The sequence below is a fragment of the Microcella flavibacter genome (genome assembly GCF_012530535.1).
Taxonomy (GTDB): domain Bacteria; phylum Actinomycetota; class Actinomycetes; order Actinomycetales; family Microbacteriaceae; genus Microcella; species Microcella flavibacter.
Genome location: NZ_CP051299.1, coordinates 1,169,606 through 1,186,860, shown reverse-complemented (window position 1 = coordinate 1,186,860; position 17,255 = coordinate 1,169,606). Strand labels below are relative to the sequence as shown.

Annotated in this window: 16 protein-coding genes; 7 read left to right on the top strand and 9 right to left on the bottom strand. The window is 72.7% G+C overall.

Annotation, left to right across the window (positions count from 1 at the left end):
* Positions 1 to 53: 53 nt before the first annotated feature.
* Together HGB54_RS05610 and HGB54_RS05605 are read left to right on the top strand one after the other, a co-directional pair.
* Positions 54 to 641: a hypothetical protein gene (locus HGB54_RS05610; protein WP_168915570.1), complete on the top strand. Its 588-nt coding sequence runs from the start codon at positions 54 to 56 to the stop codon at positions 639 to 641.
* 17 nt (positions 642 to 658) lie between these two features.
* Positions 659 to 1,501 (top strand): PKD domain-containing protein, encoded by an 843-nt coding sequence (locus tag HGB54_RS05605; RefSeq protein ID WP_168915569.1) that lies wholly within the window; start codon positions 659 to 661, stop codon positions 1,499 to 1,501.
* 74 nt (positions 1,502 to 1,575) lie between these two features.
* Here HGB54_RS05605 and HGB54_RS05600 read toward each other — a convergent pair whose 3' ends face one another.
* Positions 1,576 to 5,124, bottom strand: coding sequence for a TM0106 family RecB-like putative nuclease (locus HGB54_RS05600; protein WP_168915568.1), 3,549 nt, complete (start codon positions 5,122 to 5,124; stop codon positions 1,576 to 1,578).
* Between the two features lie 149 nt (positions 5,125 to 5,273).
* On the opposite strand from HGB54_RS05600, the gene HGB54_RS05595 reads away from it, so the two are divergent.
* A complete protein-coding gene (locus HGB54_RS05595; protein ID WP_168915567.1) occupies positions 5,274 to 5,609 on the top strand; it encodes a DUF3024 domain-containing protein in 336 nt (111 codons plus the stop codon).
* A 34-nt stretch (positions 5,610 to 5,643) separates the two neighbouring features.
* Here the strand turns inward: HGB54_RS05595 and HGB54_RS05590 are convergent, their stop codons facing one another.
* From HGB54_RS05590 to HGB54_RS05580, 3 genes are all read right to left on the bottom strand, one after another.
* Positions 5,644 to 5,814 carry a hypothetical protein gene (locus tag HGB54_RS05590; RefSeq protein WP_168915566.1) on the bottom strand — a complete coding sequence of 57 codons (171 nt, stop codon included), beginning with the start codon at positions 5,812 to 5,814 and terminating at the stop codon, positions 5,644 to 5,646.
* A gap of 76 nt (positions 5,815 to 5,890) precedes the next feature.
* A complete protein-coding gene (locus HGB54_RS05585) occupies positions 5,891 to 6,655 on the bottom strand; it encodes a hypothetical protein (protein ID WP_168915565.1) in 765 nt (254 codons plus the stop codon).
* Positions 6,656 to 6,883: 228 nt separating this feature from the next.
* The gene (locus HGB54_RS05580) at positions 6,884 to 7,654 is read right to left on the bottom strand and encodes a DarT ssDNA thymidine ADP-ribosyltransferase family protein (protein ID WP_168915564.1); all 771 of its coding nucleotides are present in this window, start codon (positions 7,652 to 7,654) and stop codon (positions 6,884 to 6,886) included.
* Positions 7,655 to 7,796: 142 nt separating this feature from the next.
* Between HGB54_RS05580 and HGB54_RS05575 the strand changes: the two genes are divergently transcribed.
* On the top strand, positions 7,797 to 8,762 hold the full coding sequence (locus HGB54_RS05575; RefSeq protein WP_168915563.1) for a carbohydrate kinase family protein: 966 nt from the start codon (positions 7,797 to 7,799) through the stop codon (positions 8,760 to 8,762).
* Positions 8,759 to 9,622 carry a DUF429 domain-containing protein gene (locus tag HGB54_RS05570; RefSeq protein ID WP_168915562.1) on the top strand — a complete coding sequence of 288 codons (864 nt, stop codon included), beginning with the start codon at positions 8,759 to 8,761 and terminating at the stop codon, positions 9,620 to 9,622. The genes HGB54_RS05575 and HGB54_RS05570 overlap by 4 nt, the downstream gene beginning before the upstream one ends.
* A gap of 11 nt (positions 9,623 to 9,633) precedes the next feature.
* On the opposite strand, the gene HGB54_RS05565 is transcribed toward HGB54_RS05570, so the two are convergent.
* The 4 genes from HGB54_RS05565 to HGB54_RS05550 all read right to left on the bottom strand — a co-directional run bounded on the left by HGB54_RS05565 (position 9,634) and on the right by HGB54_RS05550 (position 11,741).
* On the bottom strand, positions 9,634 to 9,807 hold the full coding sequence (locus tag HGB54_RS05565; RefSeq protein ID WP_168915561.1) for a hypothetical protein: 174 nt from the start codon (positions 9,805 to 9,807) through the stop codon (positions 9,634 to 9,636).
* 114 nt (positions 9,808 to 9,921) lie between these two features.
* A complete protein-coding gene (locus HGB54_RS05560; protein WP_168915560.1) occupies positions 9,922 to 10,377 on the bottom strand; it encodes a hypothetical protein in 456 nt (151 codons plus the stop codon).
* Positions 10,378 to 10,463: 86 nt separating this feature from the next.
* Positions 10,464 to 10,724 carry a hypothetical protein gene (locus tag HGB54_RS05555; RefSeq protein WP_168915559.1) on the bottom strand — a complete coding sequence of 87 codons (261 nt, stop codon included), beginning with the start codon at positions 10,722 to 10,724 and terminating at the stop codon, positions 10,464 to 10,466.
* Positions 10,725 to 10,814: 90 nt separating this feature from the next.
* On the bottom strand, positions 10,815 to 11,741 hold the full coding sequence (locus HGB54_RS05550) for a J domain-containing protein (RefSeq protein ID WP_168915558.1): 927 nt from the start codon (positions 11,739 to 11,741) through the stop codon (positions 10,815 to 10,817).
* 53 nt (positions 11,742 to 11,794) lie between these two features.
* On the opposite strand from HGB54_RS05550, the gene HGB54_RS05545 reads away from it, so the two are divergent.
* Positions 11,795 to 14,041, top strand: a complete 2,247-nt coding sequence (locus tag HGB54_RS05545; RefSeq protein WP_168915557.1) for a S9 family peptidase — start codon at positions 11,795 to 11,797, stop codon at positions 14,039 to 14,041.
* Positions 14,042 to 14,291: 250 nt separating this feature from the next.
* On the opposite strand, the gene HGB54_RS05540 is transcribed toward HGB54_RS05545, so the two are convergent.
* Complete coding sequence (locus tag HGB54_RS05540; RefSeq protein ID WP_228545973.1) at positions 14,292 to 16,280, bottom strand: heavy metal translocating P-type ATPase; 1,989 nt, start codon at positions 16,278 to 16,280, stop codon at positions 14,292 to 14,294.
* Between the two features lie 168 nt (positions 16,281 to 16,448).
* On the opposite strand from HGB54_RS05540, the gene HGB54_RS05535 reads away from it, so the two are divergent.
* Positions 16,449 to 16,781 (top strand): ArsR/SmtB family transcription factor, encoded by a 333-nt coding sequence (locus HGB54_RS05535; protein ID WP_228545972.1) that lies wholly within the window; start codon positions 16,449 to 16,451, stop codon positions 16,779 to 16,781.
* Positions 16,782 to 17,255: the final 474 nt, after the last annotated feature.

Genomic DNA, 17,255 nt, shown 5'->3' with positions numbered 1-17,255 from the left:
CCGTGTGGAGAGCGTCCGCCCCGATGATGGATGCTCGCTCTACCCTCTCGCGCATGCCCACGCTTCGCGCCCGCCGGCCCCGCCGGCTCACGTCGCTCGCTCTGGCCCCCGCCGCCGCGCTCCTCGTCGCCCTGGTCGGATGCTCCGGCACCCCCGAGATCCCCGACGCCGACCCCGCGCCGAGCGCCCCGCCGTTGTTCGCGACCGAGGAGGAGGCGCTCGAGGCCGCGACGGCGGTGTACGAGGAGTACCTCGCCGTCTCCAACCAAGTTCTTGCAGATGGAGGCTCGGACCCGGACCGCGTCGCACGTTTCCTGTCGCCAGAGCTGTTCGAAGCTGAAGCCGCAGGATTCGCCGACATCGCGGAGCAGGGCATCTCGTTCAAGGGCGGGACCAGCATCACCGGATTCCTCCTGCAACAGGTGTCACCCACGGCGGAAGGTGGAGCCGATGTCCAGCTCTATGTCTGTGTGACAAACGACGGAACAACCCGGCTTGGGAGTGACGGCCTTCCTACAACCGAACAACCGCCTGCGTTCCTCGGAACATTCGAGGTAATCGTCAATTTCGGTACCGCACAGAGTCCCCTCATCAACCGCAAGGATTTCTGGGCAGAGGGTGACCAATGCGCCGTCGAGTAGGAATTGCCGCAGTTGCTTTGGCGCTACTTTTCTCAACGTCCCTGCCCGCATCTGCTGCAGGTTTTGCGGGCTGTACTGAAGCCCAAGTAAACGCGGGCACCTGCCCTGCGCCGACGGTAAGCACCGATGGTTCGGCGGTTTCGATCGGAGGATCGCAGACGAGACCTGGGACCGGCGGTACAAATCCTTCCGCGCCACGTGCAGACTCACCCAGTGGCTCGGGCGGCTCCGGCAGCGCCGCCGCCCCGGCCCCCGTCGTCGAGACCGGTCCCCCGCTCCCGCCGCCGGTCAGCTGCTTCGGCCGCTGGTGCGCCGAAGAACTGCTCGGCGGCTGGACGCCGCCCGCCGACCCGGCGGAGCCCCCGCCCGGGCAGACCGCCATCACGATCGCCGACCTCGTCACGTTCCGCCCGCAGACCGCGACCCTCGCCTCCGAGCCCGGCGGTTTCGCCGTCATCGGCCTGCCGTTCAACCCCCACGCGCAGATCGGTCAGCACGTCGTCGCCGGCACCCTGCTCGGCCAGTCCGCCGAAGTGCGCTTCACGCCGTACGCCTACCGGTGGGACTACGGCGACGGCGCCACCGCCCGCACCGGCACCCCCGGAGCACCCTGGCAGGTGCTCGGGCTGCGCGAGTTCGACCCGACCCCCACCAGTCACGTCTACAGCGAGCGCGGCACCTACACGCTCACCCTCACGGTCGAGTACGCCGCCGAGTACCGCGTCGGCGGCAGCGGGTGGATCCCCGTCGCCGGCATCCTCACCCTCCCCGCCCCGCCGATAACCGTCGTCGTGGGCTCCGCCACGACCGTGCTCGTCAGCGGGGACTGCCGGCAGGCGCCCAGCGGCCCCGGCTGCTGAGCGCGAGCGCGACACGGCCGAGCGCTGCACGACCCGCTCCGGAGCCGTCAGAGCGACGCTCGACGCCGCTCAGCTCAGCTCGGCTCGGGCTCCACGATCCGCAGGAACGCGCTCAGCTCGGCGACGCCCTCGGCCGAGCGGGGCAGGTAGTCGACCAGCGCCGGCGAATGCACGACGAAGGCCGCCCACTGGGCGCGCGAGATCGCGACGTTCAGCCGATTGCGGTTCAGCAAAAAATCCATGCCACGGGACACCTCCGCGGCGCTCGAGGCGCACAGGCTCACGATCGCCACGACCGCCTCCTGCCCCTGGAACTTGTCCACCGTACCGACGCGGGTGCCGGGGAACCCGGCCGCGTCGAGGTGCTCGCGAACGAGCAGCTGCTGCGCGTTGAAGGGGGTGACCACGATGACGTCGGAGTCGCGCAGGGCATCCGGTACCGCCCCCGCCGACGACCGCCACGCCGACCCGAGCAGGCCGCGCACCAGCGCGACCACCTGCTCGGCCTCCTCCGGCGAGTCGACCGCGTTGCCGTGGTGCACCACGGGCACCGCGTGCACGCCCGGCGTCACCACGTCGAGCGACCGCTGCGCCGCGCTCGGATGGGCGCGCAGCGCGCCCTCGTACGACAGCTCGCTCACGACCGAGGTGAGCGCCGGGTGCATGCGCCGCGACTCGGCGAGGAAGTAGCCGAGCTCGGGCGGCAGCACGTCGTGCCCCTCGCTGAGGAACCCCAGGGCCGAGCCGTCGACCGGCTCGGGGTGGGTGCCCTGACTGACCTGCGGCAGCTGCTGCGGGTCGCCGAGCAGCAGCAGCGACTGCGCCGACATCGCCGAGGCGATCGTCGCGGCCAGGGAGAACTGGCCGGCCTCGTCGACGACGAGCAGATCGAGGCTGCGCCGGCCCACGCGCTTCGGGTCGGCGAGATCCCAGGCGGTGCCGCCGATCACGTAGCCGCCGGGCTGCGCGCCGATCCAGCTGCCGAGGGTGCCGCGCGGGACGACCGTGTACGCGCGCGGCTCGTCGGCCTCGCCCTCGCGGGGGCACTTGCCCACGAGCGCGGGTGGGAGCCCCGCATCCACCACCGCGGTGAGCACGTGCTCGACGGTGCTGTGCCCCTGCGCGACCACGCCGACGCGCCAGCCGTGCTCGGCGACGAGCCGGGCGATGACGCGCGAGCCGAGGTAGGTCTTGCCCGTGCCGGGCGGACCCTGCACGGCGAGGTACGAGCGGTCGAGGTCGAGCAGGCTCGCGACGACGGCCGAGACCCGGTCGGGCTCGCCCTGCTCGTCGGACGGCGCCGGTGCGAGGGCGCCGCTGCGCGTGCGCGGGGGGATGCGGCGGAGCAGATCCCCCACCGGATCCTCGGGCCAGTGCGGCGCCGACTCGGCGAGCAGCTGCCCCCACTCCTCGATCGCGGGCTTCTGCTGGCCGGGCGGCGGGGGCGGGCCCGGCGTCAGGGCGACCGGGATGTCGTCGTAGGGGTCGACGCCCTTCGGCAGGGTCTCCTCGATCGTCACGCCGTCGTCGTGGATCGCGATGATGCGCACCGATCGGGTCGCGCGGGCGAGCGGATCGGCGCCCGGCTGAGCGAAGGGGCCGGGCAGGTCGTAGAGCGCGAACGGGCCCGACTGCCCGGACAGGGTCGGTCTGCTGCCCGCGGCCCAGCTGCCGCGCAGCCGCACGTGACGGCGCAGGCTCTGCCGCGGGGTGTCGCGGTACCAGACCATCGTGAGCTGCTCGCCGGAGGTCACCGCGAGCACGTCCCGGGTATCGGCGAAATCGGCGACGGGCGCGCCGAGGCGGGCGAAGTGGTCCCACCAGAAGGTCTTGTGCTCGCGCCGGTGGTAGTCGATCGCGGCCGCGGCGAAGGCCCAGGCCCGTTCGTCCGCCGACCGCTCGCCGTCCTCCGCCGTGCCGGCGAGTCGCAGCAGCTCCTCGCGCAGCGGGCTCGGTTCGAGCTCGCGCGGCAGCGGCGGCTCGAGCCCGTCGAGAGCCGCGGAGCCCGTGGACACGCCGTGCTCGTGCGCGGCATCCCGCAGCCAGTCGCGCAGCGCCCGCGTCGAGACGCAGTCGATGCGGTTGTACTCGGCGATCTCGTCGAGCAGCCGGGCGAAGCCGAGCTCGTCGCCGCGGTCGCGCGCCGCGATCGCCTGCGCGTACTGGTCGACGCTCGCCGCGCCGTCCGCCACCGCCGCGCCCGCGCGCGCCTCGGGCAGGTACAGCGGCTCGAGCTTCTTGATCGAGTAGCTCGACGAGCCGAGCCGCAGCGCCCCGCGCACGATCGGGTACAGGTCGACGAGCACGCCCTCGCGCAGCAGCTGGTCGACCTCGTCCTCCCCCTCGCCGTGCCGGGCGGCGAGGCTCAGCAGGTGCGTGCGCTCGTAGGGGGCGTAGTGGTAGACGTGCAGGTCGGGATGCTGCTGCCGACGCCGCGCGAGATCGTCGAGGAAGGCGCGCAGAGCCTGGCGCTCCTCAGCGAGATCGTGGGCCCAGAACGCCGTGAAGCGGTCGTCGACATCGACGAGGCCGAAGAGGTAGTCGAGGCCCCAGCGATCGCCCGATGCGGAGGGCTCGCGGTAGAGCGGATCGCCCTCGAAGTCGAAGAAGAGGTCGCCCGGGCTCGGCTCGGGCAGCGCGCGCAGGGCGTCGGGCCGCATCCACTCCACCGGGGGCGCGGTGCCCACGACGGCGGCGCGCTGCAGGCGGGCCTGGGCGCGGAGGGACTCCAGCGTGCCCGCACCGATGCCGGCGACGGGGCCGGACGAGTCGGCGAGGTCGGGCAGCGTCTCGATGCCGGCGGCCGCGAGCCGGCTCCACTGCCCGCCGCGCAGCCCGGCGACCTGCCACACGTCGTCGTGGGCCGTGATCTCGGCGCGGCACCACGCGCAGTCGCCGCAGTGCGCGAGCGCGGCATCCCGCCACGGCGTCGCCCCGTCGGCGAGGCGCCGTCGCTCGATGAGCGCGAGCAGCCGCGCCTCGCGGTGACGGTGCACGGGAGCGATGTCGGCCAGCCGGTGCACGCTGAGGCGGCCGTCGCCGAGGATGAGATCGACCTCGTCGGCGATGGGGAGCCCCAGCCGCCTCAGCTGCCGGGCGTACGCCGCGAGCTGCAGCAGGGCGGTGACCTTCGCGCGACGGGAGAGCTTGGTGTCCTGCACGCGCCATGCCGCGGCGCTGCCCGCCGGCCGCCCCTCACGCACGATGAAGTCGGCGAAGCCGAGGAACCCGATCGCGAGCTCGTCATCGGTGCCCGCCGCGACGGTCGCGTGCCGCTCGTCGAAGAAGGTGGCCTGGAACACCGTGTCGGGCTGCTCGGCGAAGGCCGCGACGGTCTCATCGGCCCGCAGGGCGAGCCCCGCGCGATCGGTGCGCGGAGGACGCTCGATCTCGAGCACGCGGCCGCCCTCGCGGTACCGGGCGAGCACGCGCTCCTCGTGCTGGGTGCCGAGCTCGGCGGCGCGCGCGAGCATCGCGTCGGGCTCGTCGACGACCGGCGCGATGCGGCCGAGCTTCGCGTCGAGCGACCGGCTGAAGCCGAACTCGCACTCGCTCGCGCGGGTCAGATCGCTCGCCGAGACCACGAGCAGCGGTCGGGAGGCGTCATCGGTGAGGAGGAACACGGGATGCCTGTCGGTCGGGCCGGGCGGGCCGGCGGGCTGCTGCCACTGTAGGCCGGACCGGCGACACCGGCGGCGGGCCGGTCGCTCGGCACGATGCGGGCCGGGCGGCGGCCCAGGGTGCGCGGGAACCGATGCGGCAGGATCGACCGGTGCCCATCCCCCACGACGACCTGCTGACGATCGGGGCGTGGGCGCGCGACCGGGTGCCCGCGGCGCACCGCGGCGAGTGGCGCATCGAGTGCGAGATCGAGCCCCGGCACGTCACGCTCGTCGAGGTGCGGTCGCCCTCGAACGACCCCGGCGGGGCGTGGACGCGCAGCACGCTCGTGCGCCTGCGCTACACGGCGACCACGGCCACGTGGACCATCTTCTGGCGGGACGACCGCGGCGCGTTCCACCGCTACGCGCCCTTCGCGCCGACGGCGTCGATCGGCGCAGTGCTCGCCCGGCTCGACGCGCTCGACGATCCGCTGCTCTGGGGCTGAGCGGAGCGCGGGGCGGCGGACCGCTCGGTGCCGCTCAGTCCTGCTTGGGGTAGTGGAACTCGCGCATCCCGCGCCGCACCGCGCGCCAGATGACGGTGTACAGCAGCCAGAAGCCGAGGGCGACGAGGGCGATGTAGGCCACGGCGAAGAACAGGAGGCCGATGAGGCCGACGCCGAAGAGCCCGCTGGGGTCGTAGGTGGTCATGATCGAAGCATGGCACGGGCAACGCCGCGGCCGACAGCCCGCAGGCGCGCGCTCGGATGCCCCACCGGCGCCGCGCTCAGGAAGAGCTGCTCGGGCTCGCGAGCGAGCCCCACGGCGCGCTCATCGGGCTGGCGGTGGAGCCCCAGGGCGCGCTGACCGGGAACCGGGCGGCCTCGGCATCGGCGTCCGCACCGCGCAGCGCCGCGAGCAGCTCGGCGAGGAGCTGGTCGGCGGCGGGGTGCGGCGCGAGGGCGGGCCGGGCCGAGCGGTCGAGCGGCACCCGCTCGGCGACCGCGCTCATGGCCGCCACGAAGTAGTCGGGCATGATCTCGTGCCGGTGCACGCGCGCGGTGACCACGGCCGCGCCGAGGCGGCTGAAGGCCGTCAGCCCCTCGCTCGAGAACAGGATGAAGGCGTCGCGGTCGACCCACGCCGCGGGGTACACGGCGCGCACCGCCGACCAGTAGTGGGCGATGAGGCGCGCGAGGAGGCGCGCCCCCTGCTCGAGGCGCGCGTGCTGCGGCGACCCGGCGCCCACCAGGGCGGCCTCGGCGCGCAGCTCGGCGGGCAGGAAGCGCTCGACGAGCGGCCGGGCGTCGCGCAGGGTGTGGCGCATCATGGTCGTGATGGCCGTGCGCCCGATGGCGGGGGCCGCGGGCGCGTCGTCGATGGCCGTCGGCGACAGCACGGCGCCGGGCCGCATGAGCTCATCGGTGATCCACCCGGCGAGCCCGTCGTCCTCGAGCAGGCGCTCGAGATCGTCGGGCCGGGTGATGGAGGACTGGTCGGCGTCGATGCGGGATTGCGGGCGGCGCACGGAAGCGCTGAGGATCTCTGGCATGGCGGTGCTCCCATCGGGATGCCGTCGCGGGGCGCGCCGGCATGGGTGCGGTTCGGGTGATCGCGCGCCGGGTTCGGGGGCGGCGCGCGGAGGGTCGGGTGTTCCGGGTCGTACGCGGAGCGAGGGGTGGGCGCTCCGTGTCGCCATGATGCGGCAGCACGATGCCCGCCGCAACCCCCCGGACGGGGGGCGCGAGCGGTGGTGAAGCCGGCGTGGAACCCGGCCGCGTCAGTCGAGGGGCGTCGGCACGAACCAGGGCGGGTACACGGCCACCTTGGCCGGGATGCCCGCGGCGCTCAGCATGCGCTTGACCTCGTCGCGGCGCTTGTCGTTGGCGACCGCGACGAGCGCGACGCTGTCGAGCGGCACCGTGCCGGGCACGAGGGCCTCCGCGGCGTGCATGACGGCGTCGTCGAGCGCGGCGCGCGCGAGCATCCGCTTCGCCTCGACGGGCGTCGCACCGACGGCGGTGACCATCGCCGCGGCGTCCCCGTCGGTGACGACGAGCCGGTCGGCGACGGAGGCGATCGGCACGCCGAGCACGACGAAGTCGACCGCGAGCGCCTGGCGGGCCTGATCGCTCCACGTCGGTCCGGCGGCGCCGTCCTGCACCTCCGACCACCAGGTGGCCTTGGGGCTGAGCGAGAAGGCGACGCAGTCGAGCACGCTCGCGGCGTCGGTGGCCCGGGCCGTCTCGCGCAGCTCGCCCGTGATCGGGCTGCTCAGGCGCACGGCCGGCTCGGCCTCGCTGCTCGGCAGCAGCTCGCCCGCCTCGAGGATCGCCGGCAGGTTCTTCACGTGCGTCACGTGGAAGATGCGCTGAGGCAGGTTGGAGGCGCGGGGCTCGGGCTTCGCGGCGGCCGCCGTGCCGGGGGCCGGCGTGCGCAGCACGGTCTTCGCCGGCTTCGACGGCCGCTTGACGACCACCTTCTCGGGCTCCGGCGGCGGGAAGCAGGAGGCGCACATTCCGGGCTCGAAACCGTGAATGCACTCGTCCATGTCGCTGCTCCTCAAGTCGTCTTCGGGCCAGAGGCCCAAAGGTCTACGGTACGCCCGTTCGTCCCCGCGCGGTGACGCGCTCTGCTGCGCGCGCTCGCTTATGCTCGGCTCAGACGCGCACTGCGAGGACGAGGAGTCGCTCATGACCGGCACATCCAGGCGCGCGACCCGTGCCCTCGTCATCGGCGAATCGCTCATCGACGTGATCGTCACCGAGGGCGCCGAGGGCGAGACCGTGCGCGAGATGCCGGGCGGCAGCCCCATGAACACGGCGATCGGCCTGGCCCGGCAGGGCGTCGACGTCGCCTTCATCACCGAGCTCGGTGCGGACCAGCGCGCCGACACCATCGAGCAGCGCCTGGTCGCCGAGGGCGTCGACGTCTACACGGCCCCGCGGGCCGGCCGCACCTCCACCGCCGAGGCGCGCATCGCGACGAACGGCGCCGCGGACTACTCCTTCGACCTCTCCTGGAACCTCGGCGAGGTGCCGCTGCCCCGCGGCGACGCCGACGTCGTGCACTTCGGCTCGCTCGGCGCCGCGCTGCAGCCGGGCTCCGAGACCGTCGACGCCCTCGTCGAGCGGTACGCCTCCACCGCGACGGTCACCTTCGACCCCAACATCCGCGCCCGCGTCGACCGCGATCCCGATGCCGCGCGCCTCCGCGTCGACCGCCACGCGGCCCGCAGTGACATCGTCAAGGCGAGCGACGAGGACATCGCCTGGCTGAACGCCGACGAGCCGATCGACGCCGTCATCGATCGCTGGATCGAGGGCGGAACCGCGATCGTGGTCGTCACGCTCGCCGAGGCGGGCATGGTCATCGCGACCGCGCAGCACCGCGCGCGCCTGAGCGGTCGCCCCGTGCCGATCGCCGACACGGTCGGGGGCGGCGACGCGGTGACCGCCGGCCTCATCGCGGCCCTCGGCACGCTCGGGATGCTCGGGGCCGAGCACCGCGACGCGCTGCGCGCGCTCGACGAGGCGACCCTGCGCCGCGTCGGCGCCTGGGCGCAGCGCACGGCCGAGATCACCGTCATGCGCCCGGGGGCCGAGCCGCCGACGTCGCTCGAGATGCTGGAGCGACGGGCGCCGGACGCCCCCGCGTGACGCGGTTCCTCGGGGTCGACCTCGCCTGGGGCCTCGGCGGCGCGCATCCCGTCACCGGACGCGCCCGCGTGCCGAACGAGACCGGGCTCTGCCTCCTCGACGATGAGGGTGTCGTGCTGGCGGCCGACTGGGCGCGCGGCGTCGACGCGGTCGCGGACTGGATCGCCGAGCACGAGCGACCCGGCGACGTCATCGCCATCGACGCGCCGCTCATCGTCGTCAACGAATCCGGGATGCGCCAGGCCGAGCGCGCCGTCGGCCGCGGGTACGGGCGCTGGAAGGTCGGCGCGAACGCCAGCAGCCGCACCCTGGCGGCGCGCGCCGGGGAGCTGCTGCTCGAGCGCCTCGGCGAGCGGGGCATCCGGTACACCGACGGCGCGTCCCCGCCGCCGCCGGGCACGACGGTGGCCTTCGAGTGCTACCCCTTCACGACCCTCGTCGGAGCGCCCGAGCTCGGCTACGACGTCGAGCGCCCGCGGTACAAGCGGCTCGTCCCCGGCATCCCGCGCGACGAGGCGCGTCGCCGGCGCGCGGCCGCCGCGGACGAGCTGCTGCGGCGCATGAGCGCGCTCGCCGACGCCCGACCGCCGCTGCGGCTCGACTCGCACGAGCGCACGGCGCAGCTGCTCGCCGAGCCGTCACCGATGCTCGACCGGCCGCACAAGCACCGGGAGGACCTGCTCGACGCGGTGCTCTGCGCGTGGACGGCCGCCTTGTGGTTCGACGACGTGCGGGCGCCGGCGGCGCGGTCGCGCGTGCAGGTGCTCGGTGCGGAGGGCTCGGCGACGCCGGGCGAGACCGACGCGCTCGGCCGGCGGGCGACGATCGTCGCCCCCGCCCGGCCGGAGCAGCGCCGCTAGCTAGCCCGCGATCACTCCGGCGTCGGCGGCGTGCGGGCCTGCGTGCCCTCGCCCTCGTGCGGCTCGGTCGGAGCGGCAGGATCGCCGGTCCCGCTCGAACCGTCGACGGTCTTCGCCGCGTGCGGTGCGCCCTCGACGTCGCGCTCGTCGAGGTTCTCGGAGGACGGTTCGTTCTGCCAGGTCATGGGGTGCCTTCCGCTGGGGTGCGCACGACGGGGAGCCGCGGAGCGGCATCCAGCCTGGCCCCGCGGAGCCGGCGCGGCCAGGGGCTTGCGCTCGGCGGTCGCCGTCAGGAGGGATCAGCGCGCGGCGGCCGCCTCGGCATGGTCGGCGGGCACGTCGTCGGCGGGCACGTCGTCGGAGGGAGCGTCGCCCTCCGCCTCCTCCGCCTCGCACCGCTCGCGCTCGGCGCGGGCGCGGTCGACGTCGCGCAGCGACTCGGCGAGGGTGATGATGCGCTCCTCCGTCAGCTCGACCTTGCTCGCCTTGAGCCGCTCGCGCAGCAGGGCCTCGGCCTCGAGGTGATGACCGCCCCGCAGGTCGTGGCGCATCTGCTCCCTGAGCCCGGCCACCTTCTGCCGGTGCAGCGCGGCGGTCGCCCCCGACAGCACGGGGATCTCCATCGTCGTGGGCTGCGCCCTCGGAGCCGGCTGCAAGGTCCACGGGCCGCTCGGCAGCGAGCGGTTGGCGTTCGCCGCGCCCGGCTCGGGGCGCATGCGCGGGATGGGTCCGGTGCCGGTGCTCTTCCAGGTCATTTCGACACCGTGCGCCCTCAACCGGGGGCGCGAGTGGATGCCCGCCGTGCGTTCGCTGAACGACGCGGCGCCGCGGCCGACGCTCGTCAGGCCGTGTCGGCCTCGAGCCCTTCGGCCAGTTGGGCGACGCGCGCGCCCTCGACCTCGATGCCGGACTGGTCGAACCGCTGCTGCAGCAGCTCCTGCGCCGAGCGCTGGTGGCCGCCGGCGAGGTCCTGCCGCGTCTGGGCGACGATGCCGGCGATCTTCTCCTCGTCGGTCGCCTCGAGGGCGTCGTCCTCGATGGGCTCGGCCTGCGCGTTGGTCGGGTCGAGGCGAGGGCTCGGGGCGTCGTTGGGGTGGGTCATGCCTCGATCATGCCGCGCCCGGGCGGGCGGCGCCTGCGGACGCGCCCGCGCGGAACCCGGCGATCGCGGCGGCGACCCGCTCCGGGCGGGTCAGACGAAGCGGATGCTCGACTGGAGCCGCGTGCGCACCTCGAAGAGATCCGTGCCCCCGACGCCGACGCCCGGCAGCCCCGTGCGGATGAGGTTGACGAGACGCGAGCGCTCGACGAGCATCCCCTGCGCCCCCCGCACGCTGCCGAGCTCGGTGAGCGAGCCGGGCGCCTGGCCGTCCTCGACGACGATGACGAGGGCGGAGAAGCGCGCCTTCGCCGCCCGGGCGACGACCTTGGCGCGGGTGCCGAGCTGGTGCAGGGGGCGCTCGCCGGGAGCGAGGCCCTCGCCGATGAGGTCGCCGCGCTTGACGCGCACCTCGGTGCCCCAGTCCTCACTCAGCACGGCCCACAGCCCGGTGGGGCCGAGCACGACGTGGTCGACCTTGTCCTCGGGGTGGGCGCCGGCGACGACGTCGTGCCAGATGGTGAAGCCCATGCCGAGCGTCGCGAGGGCCGTCGCGGTGCGCTCCTCGGCGACGGCGGCGGCCAGCAGGTGCTTGATCTCGCGGGGCGCGGTGCGCACGAGGCGCGGGTCGTAGGGGTCGTCGAGCTGGGTGCCGCGGCCGGCCCACTCGCGCATGAGCCGCAGGTACTGCTCGCGGTACCAGCCGCCGGGGTGCCCGCTGCTCTTCGCGCTCGGCCGGGTGTCGCCGCGGCGAGTGCCGCCCCCCGCCGCGCCGTACGACCAGGCGGCCGATCCCCCGCTCGAGGCGTCTCCGCCCGCGTCGTAGGCCGATCGCGCCTGCGCCGTGCCGATGCGCTGCCAGGCCTGCTGCACGCGATCGAACTCGGCCGAGGATCCGCCCGTGTCGGGGTGCGCCTCGCGCAGCCGCCGGCGGTACGCCTTCTTCAGGTCGTCGTCGCTCGCGGTGGGCGCGACACCGAGAACCTCGTAGGGGTTCGCGGCGAGAGGGGACTCGCTCATGGTGAGCCGAGCCTACCGATCGGTCTTCGGTGTTCACTGCACGACGGACGGGCATGCACGGCCGCCCCGCCGCGGGCGGCGGTTCGGGATGCTCCGCCTACGCTGGAGCGGTGACCGACGCCCCCCTCGCGCAGAAGATCCCGACGACCCGCACCCACCACGGCGATGCCGTGGTCGACCCCTACGAGTGGATGCGCGACAAGGAGAGCCCGGAGGTGCTCGCGCACCTCGCCGCCGAGAACGCCTACGCCGAGGCCCGCACCGCGCACCTCGACCCCCTGCGCGAGCGCATCGTCGCCGAGATCCGCGGCCGCGTGCGCGAGACCGACATGGGCGTGCCCGTGCGCGAGGGCGACTGGTGGTACTACGGCCGCACCGTCGAGGGCAGCCAGTACGCGATCCAGTGCCGCGTGCCCGCCGAGCCGGGCGACTGGACTCCCCCGGCCCCGCTCGACGACCCCTCGCAGCCGCGCGAGGGCGAGCAGATCGTGCTCGACGCGAACGTCGAGGCCGAGGGCCACGACTTCTTCAGCCTCGGCTCGCTCGACATCACCCCCGACGGGCGCCTCATGCTGTTCGCCGTCGACACGGAGGGCGACGAGCGGTACGCCCTGCGCATCCGCGACCTCTCCACCGGCGAGACGCTGCCCGACAGCATCGAGGGCACGGCCTCCGGCGCCTTCTTCAGCCCCGACGGCCGCTTCGTCTTCTACTCGACCGTCGACGACTCGTGGCGCCCCGACACCGTGTGGCGCCACGCGGTCGGCACCGGTCACGCCGACGACGTGCGGGTCTTCCACGAGCCCGACGAGTCCTTCTGGGTGGGCGCGGGCCTCACCCGCTCGCAGCGCTACCTCGTCATCGAGGCCTCGAGCTCGGTCACGAGCGAGACCCGCTACCTCGACGCGGCCGACCCGACCGGCGCGTTCACGATCGTGCAGCCGCGCGCCACGGACGTCGAGTACGACGTCGACCACGCCGTCATCGGCGGGCGCGACTGGTGGCTCATCACTCACAACGAGGACGCCCCCGACTTCCAGGTGGTCGCGGTCCCCATCGGTGAGGATGCGCGCTCCGAGCACGCCGTCACCGTCGTGCCGCACGTGCCGGGCCGTCGCGTCGAGGGCGTCGACGCCTTCGAGGGGTTCCTCGTGCTCGACTCGCGACGGGAGGGCATGCCGCGCACGGCGGTGGCGCCGCTCGCCGGCGTCGCCGACCCGGCGGGCGTCGACTTCGTCGAGCTCGAGGTCGGCGCCGGGCTCGTGTCGATCGGCGCGAGCGGGAATCCGGAGTGGCGGCAGCCGATGCTGCGCGTCGGGTACACGAGCTTCGTCGAGCCGGCGACCGTGGCCAACTACACCGTGGCGACGGGCGAGTGGACGGTGCTGAAGCGGCAGCCGGTGCTCGGCGGGTACGACTCCGCGCGGTACGCCGAGCGGCGCGACTGGGCGGTCGCGGCCGACGGCACGCGCATCCCGATCTCGCTCGTCTGGAAGCGGGGCCTCGTGCCCTCGCTCGACGCGGTCGAGGAGACCGCCTCGATGGGGGCCGGCGCCGTGCCGAGCCCGACCCTGCTGTACGGCTACGGCTCGTACGAGGCGAGCATGGATCCGGGCTTCTCGATCCCCCGGCTCTCGCTGCTCGACCGCGGCGTCGTCTTCGCCATCGCGCACGTGCGCGGCGGCGGCGAGATGGGCCGCCAGTGGTACGAGTCGGGCAAGAAGCTCGCCAAGCGCACGACCTTCACCGACTTCGTCGCCGTCGCGCAGCGCCTCATCGACACCGGCGTCAGCTCCCCCGAGCAGCTCGTGGCCGAGGGCGGCAGCGCGGGCGGCCTGCTCATGGGCGCGGTGGCGAACATCGCCCCGCAGCTCTTCACGGGCATCCTCGCCGACGTGCCCTTCGTCGACCCGCTCACCTCGATCCTCGACCCATCGCTGCCGCTCACGGTCATCGAGTGGGACGAGTGGGGCGACCCGCTGCACGACGCCGAGGTCTACGCGTACATGAAGGGCTACTCGCCGTACGAGAACGTCACCGAGCAGCGGTACCCGCGCATCCTCGCGGTGACGAGCCTCAACGACACCCGCGTGCTGTACGTCGAGCCCGCCAAGTGGGTGGCGCGCCTGCGCGAGGTCGGCGCCGACGTCATCATGCGCTGCGAGATGGAGGCCGGGCACGGCGGCGTCTCGGGCCGGTACTCGGCGTGGAATCAGCGGGCCATCGAGCTCGCGTGGATCCTCGACGTGCTCGGCCTCGCCGCCCCGCCCGCGGAGGACGGGGCGGCGTCGGCCGAGTGAGGGCCAAGAGTCCTTCTCCGGGCTACTGCCGGCGTCGATCGAGCCTTGCTTGACCCAGCCTCGAAGGGTGCTGTCGTCTACCCCGGTTCGTCGCCCGATCCGGACCATCGAAGCATTCAGCAATAGCTCTGGATTTCTCCTCCTGCGCTTCTTGCACGAGCCTGGTCGCCCGTTCAGGCAGCTCCTGCGGATACTTCGTCCGTGCTGTCATTGAATGATGTTGGGGGGTTTCCATCCAGCCCAGGGCGACTCACGCCGCCGCTGGCTCGGGCCTATCGCGCGGTGGAGCATCTTCGTGGTCGATCCCGTGGTGCTCCCTGTTGCGATCGAAATTCAGCATGCGCAGGGCGTTGGCGACCACGATGAGGGTCGAGCCCTCGTGAATGAGGACGACGGCGCCGATGTTGAGCCCGGCGAAGGTGGCGATGATGAGAAACGCCACTACGGCGAGGCTTGCGATGAGGTTCTGGCGGATGATGCGGCTCGTCGCGCGGCTGAGGCGTACGGCGAACGGCACGCGGCCGAGATCGTCGCTCATGAGGGCGATGTCGCAGGTTTCCAGGGCGACGGTCGAGCCGGCGGCGCCCATGGCGATACCGATGTCGGCGCGGGCCATGGCCGGGGCGTCGTTAACGCCGTCGCCGATCATCGCGATCGGTCGCGATCGCTCGGACAGCACGGTGATCTGGGTCACCTTGTCTTCTGGCATGAGTTCGCCGAGCGCGGTATCGATGCCCACCTCGCGGGCGACAGCGTCGGCGACCCGCTGGTTGTCCCCAGAGATCATCACCAGCTGCGTCACTCCGACGGCGCGCAGAGCGATGAGCACCTGCGCGGACTCGGCGCGCGCGACATCCATCACCCCGACGATGCCGAGGAAGCGGTCACCGCGGCGCACGATCATGATCGTCTGCCCGGCGTCGAGCGCACGTTCGTACTCGGTGCTCAGCGGCTGTGGCAGAGCGAGTCCCTGCTCGTCGAACATGCGGAGGTTGCCCACCTCGACGAGCTCGCCCTCGACCGTTGCGCGCACGCCACGGCCGACGACCGACGTGATGTCCGTGACCTCGAGACGGTCACGTTCGCCCAGCTCGGGAGCGAGATCGCGAAGGATGGCGGAGGCCAGCGGATGATCACTGAGCGCCTCGACCGCGACGAGGGTTGGCACCAGCAGCTCGCCGGCCGCGCCCTCGACACGGATCACGGAGCTGACGCGCGGCTCGCCCCAGGTGAGGGTTCCGGTCTTGTCGAAGGCCATGGTCGTGACGCGGCCGAGTGTCTCGAGCGGGCCGCCGCCCTTGACGAGCACACCGGCCCGCGCGGCGCGCGCGACCCCGGCCAGCACAGCGCTCGGTGTCGCAATCGCGAGTGCACACGGGCTCGCGGCGACCAGCACGGTCATCGCCAAGTAGAACGCGTCGGGGAACTCCTGCCCGAACCCCCAGAGGGACACCCCGAGCGTGACCGCCACGCCGACGATGACTACCGGCACGTACCAGCGCTGGAACTTGTCGATGAACTGCTGAGTCGGCGACTTCGCCTGATCCGCGGTGCGCACCATCTCGATCACCCTGCTGAGCGTCGAGTCTGCGGCGGTGGCCGTGACCGCGATTTCGAGCGCTCCTGCGCCGTTCACCGTGCCGGTGAACACGCGGTTCGCCGCCGGCAGGGTGTTCGCATTGCGCAGCGCGCGCTCGGGGTCGTTAACCGGCGACTTCTCGACCGGGATCGACTCGCCGGTGACCGCGGACTGGTCGACGGCCGAGACGCCCGAGACAACGAACCCGTCGGAAGGGATACGCGAGTTCGGTCGCACCACCACGACGTCGCCGATGTTGATCTGCTGCACGGGCAGCTCGACGGGCTCGTCGCCGTTGCGCCGCACGAGCGCCGTGCGAGGTGCGAGTTCGGCGAGTGCCTCGATCGACTTGCTCGCCCGGCTCATCGCATACTCCTCGAGTGCGTGACCGAGGCTGAAGAGAAACAGCAGCACGGCACCCTCGGCCCATCGTCCGATGAGGGCGGCGCCGATCGCGGCCACCAACATGAGGAAGTCCACCTCGAACTTGCCTCGCATCGTGGAAGAGATCGCGCCGCGGATGGTGAAGAAGCCGCCGAAGAAGTAGGTGCCAAGGAAGAAGACGAGCGGCAGGCCGAGCATAGGCAGGTCAAAGACCAGTTCGGAGATCACGCCGGCGCCGTAGGTCAGGCCTGCGGCGATCGCGAACCGCAGCTCCATGCGTGATGATCCGTGAGCGTGCTCCTGGTCAGGTTTCGCTGCTGCGGAGGACTTTTCGGGGGCACCGGATCGCGTCATGGACATCACCATACATCACCGTATGATGATGTATCGAGGGCGGACGGGAAGGGCACTGGCCGCGCTGATTCGTCGGGCACAATGGTGCACGTGAGGATCTCGGAAGAGAATTATCAGCACGAGATGCTGAGCAAGTCCGACGCGGAACGACTTGCGGAACTCATGCACGCCCTGGCCTCGCCCGTGCGGCTGCGGATCTTGAGTGCGCTGCGCAGGGGACCGTTCACCGTCACCGAGCTGACCGATCGACTCGGCGTCGGGCAGACGACGGTGTCGAACCACCTGCGGCTACTGCGGCACCTCAGCCTTGTGCAGGGCGACCGACATGGGCGCAGCATTTTCTACTCGCTGTTCGACGAGCACGTCGTCGATCTGCTCGACGACGCGGTCGGTCACGTGGGGCACCTGCCGCGGATCGGTTAGCGAGACGCTGATGTCATGCGCTGTTCTTCGTTGGTGCAAGCGCCTCGGAGCGACTGGGTCACAGCGGCTCGCCATGGAGAGGACGCATGAGGCGCACGAACAGCCATATCGATCGTCCACGACCGCATCCGTGCGCGTAGTCGATGACTCGACCGCATCCGCGGTCGCGATTGTCGCCGCGTCCGGAACCCCGGTTGCCTACACTGCGTCCCCACTGATCACCGGTTTCAGGAAAGCCACCACGCGTTGTCAATCCCTGAGCCTGCCGAAGACTCGCCACGCGTAATCACCCTCTGCGCAGTATGGGCGGTTGGGCGGGCGCGGGACGCCACCTCGGACGGGCGAAGTACATGTCGGCAGTCCCCGACGCGCTACCGATGACCAGATCCGAAGCGCCCTCCGCGCCGCCGAAGGGTTCGAGCATGAACCTCGACTCGCCCCACTGTGCCCCATACGCGAACATATCTCGGGGAA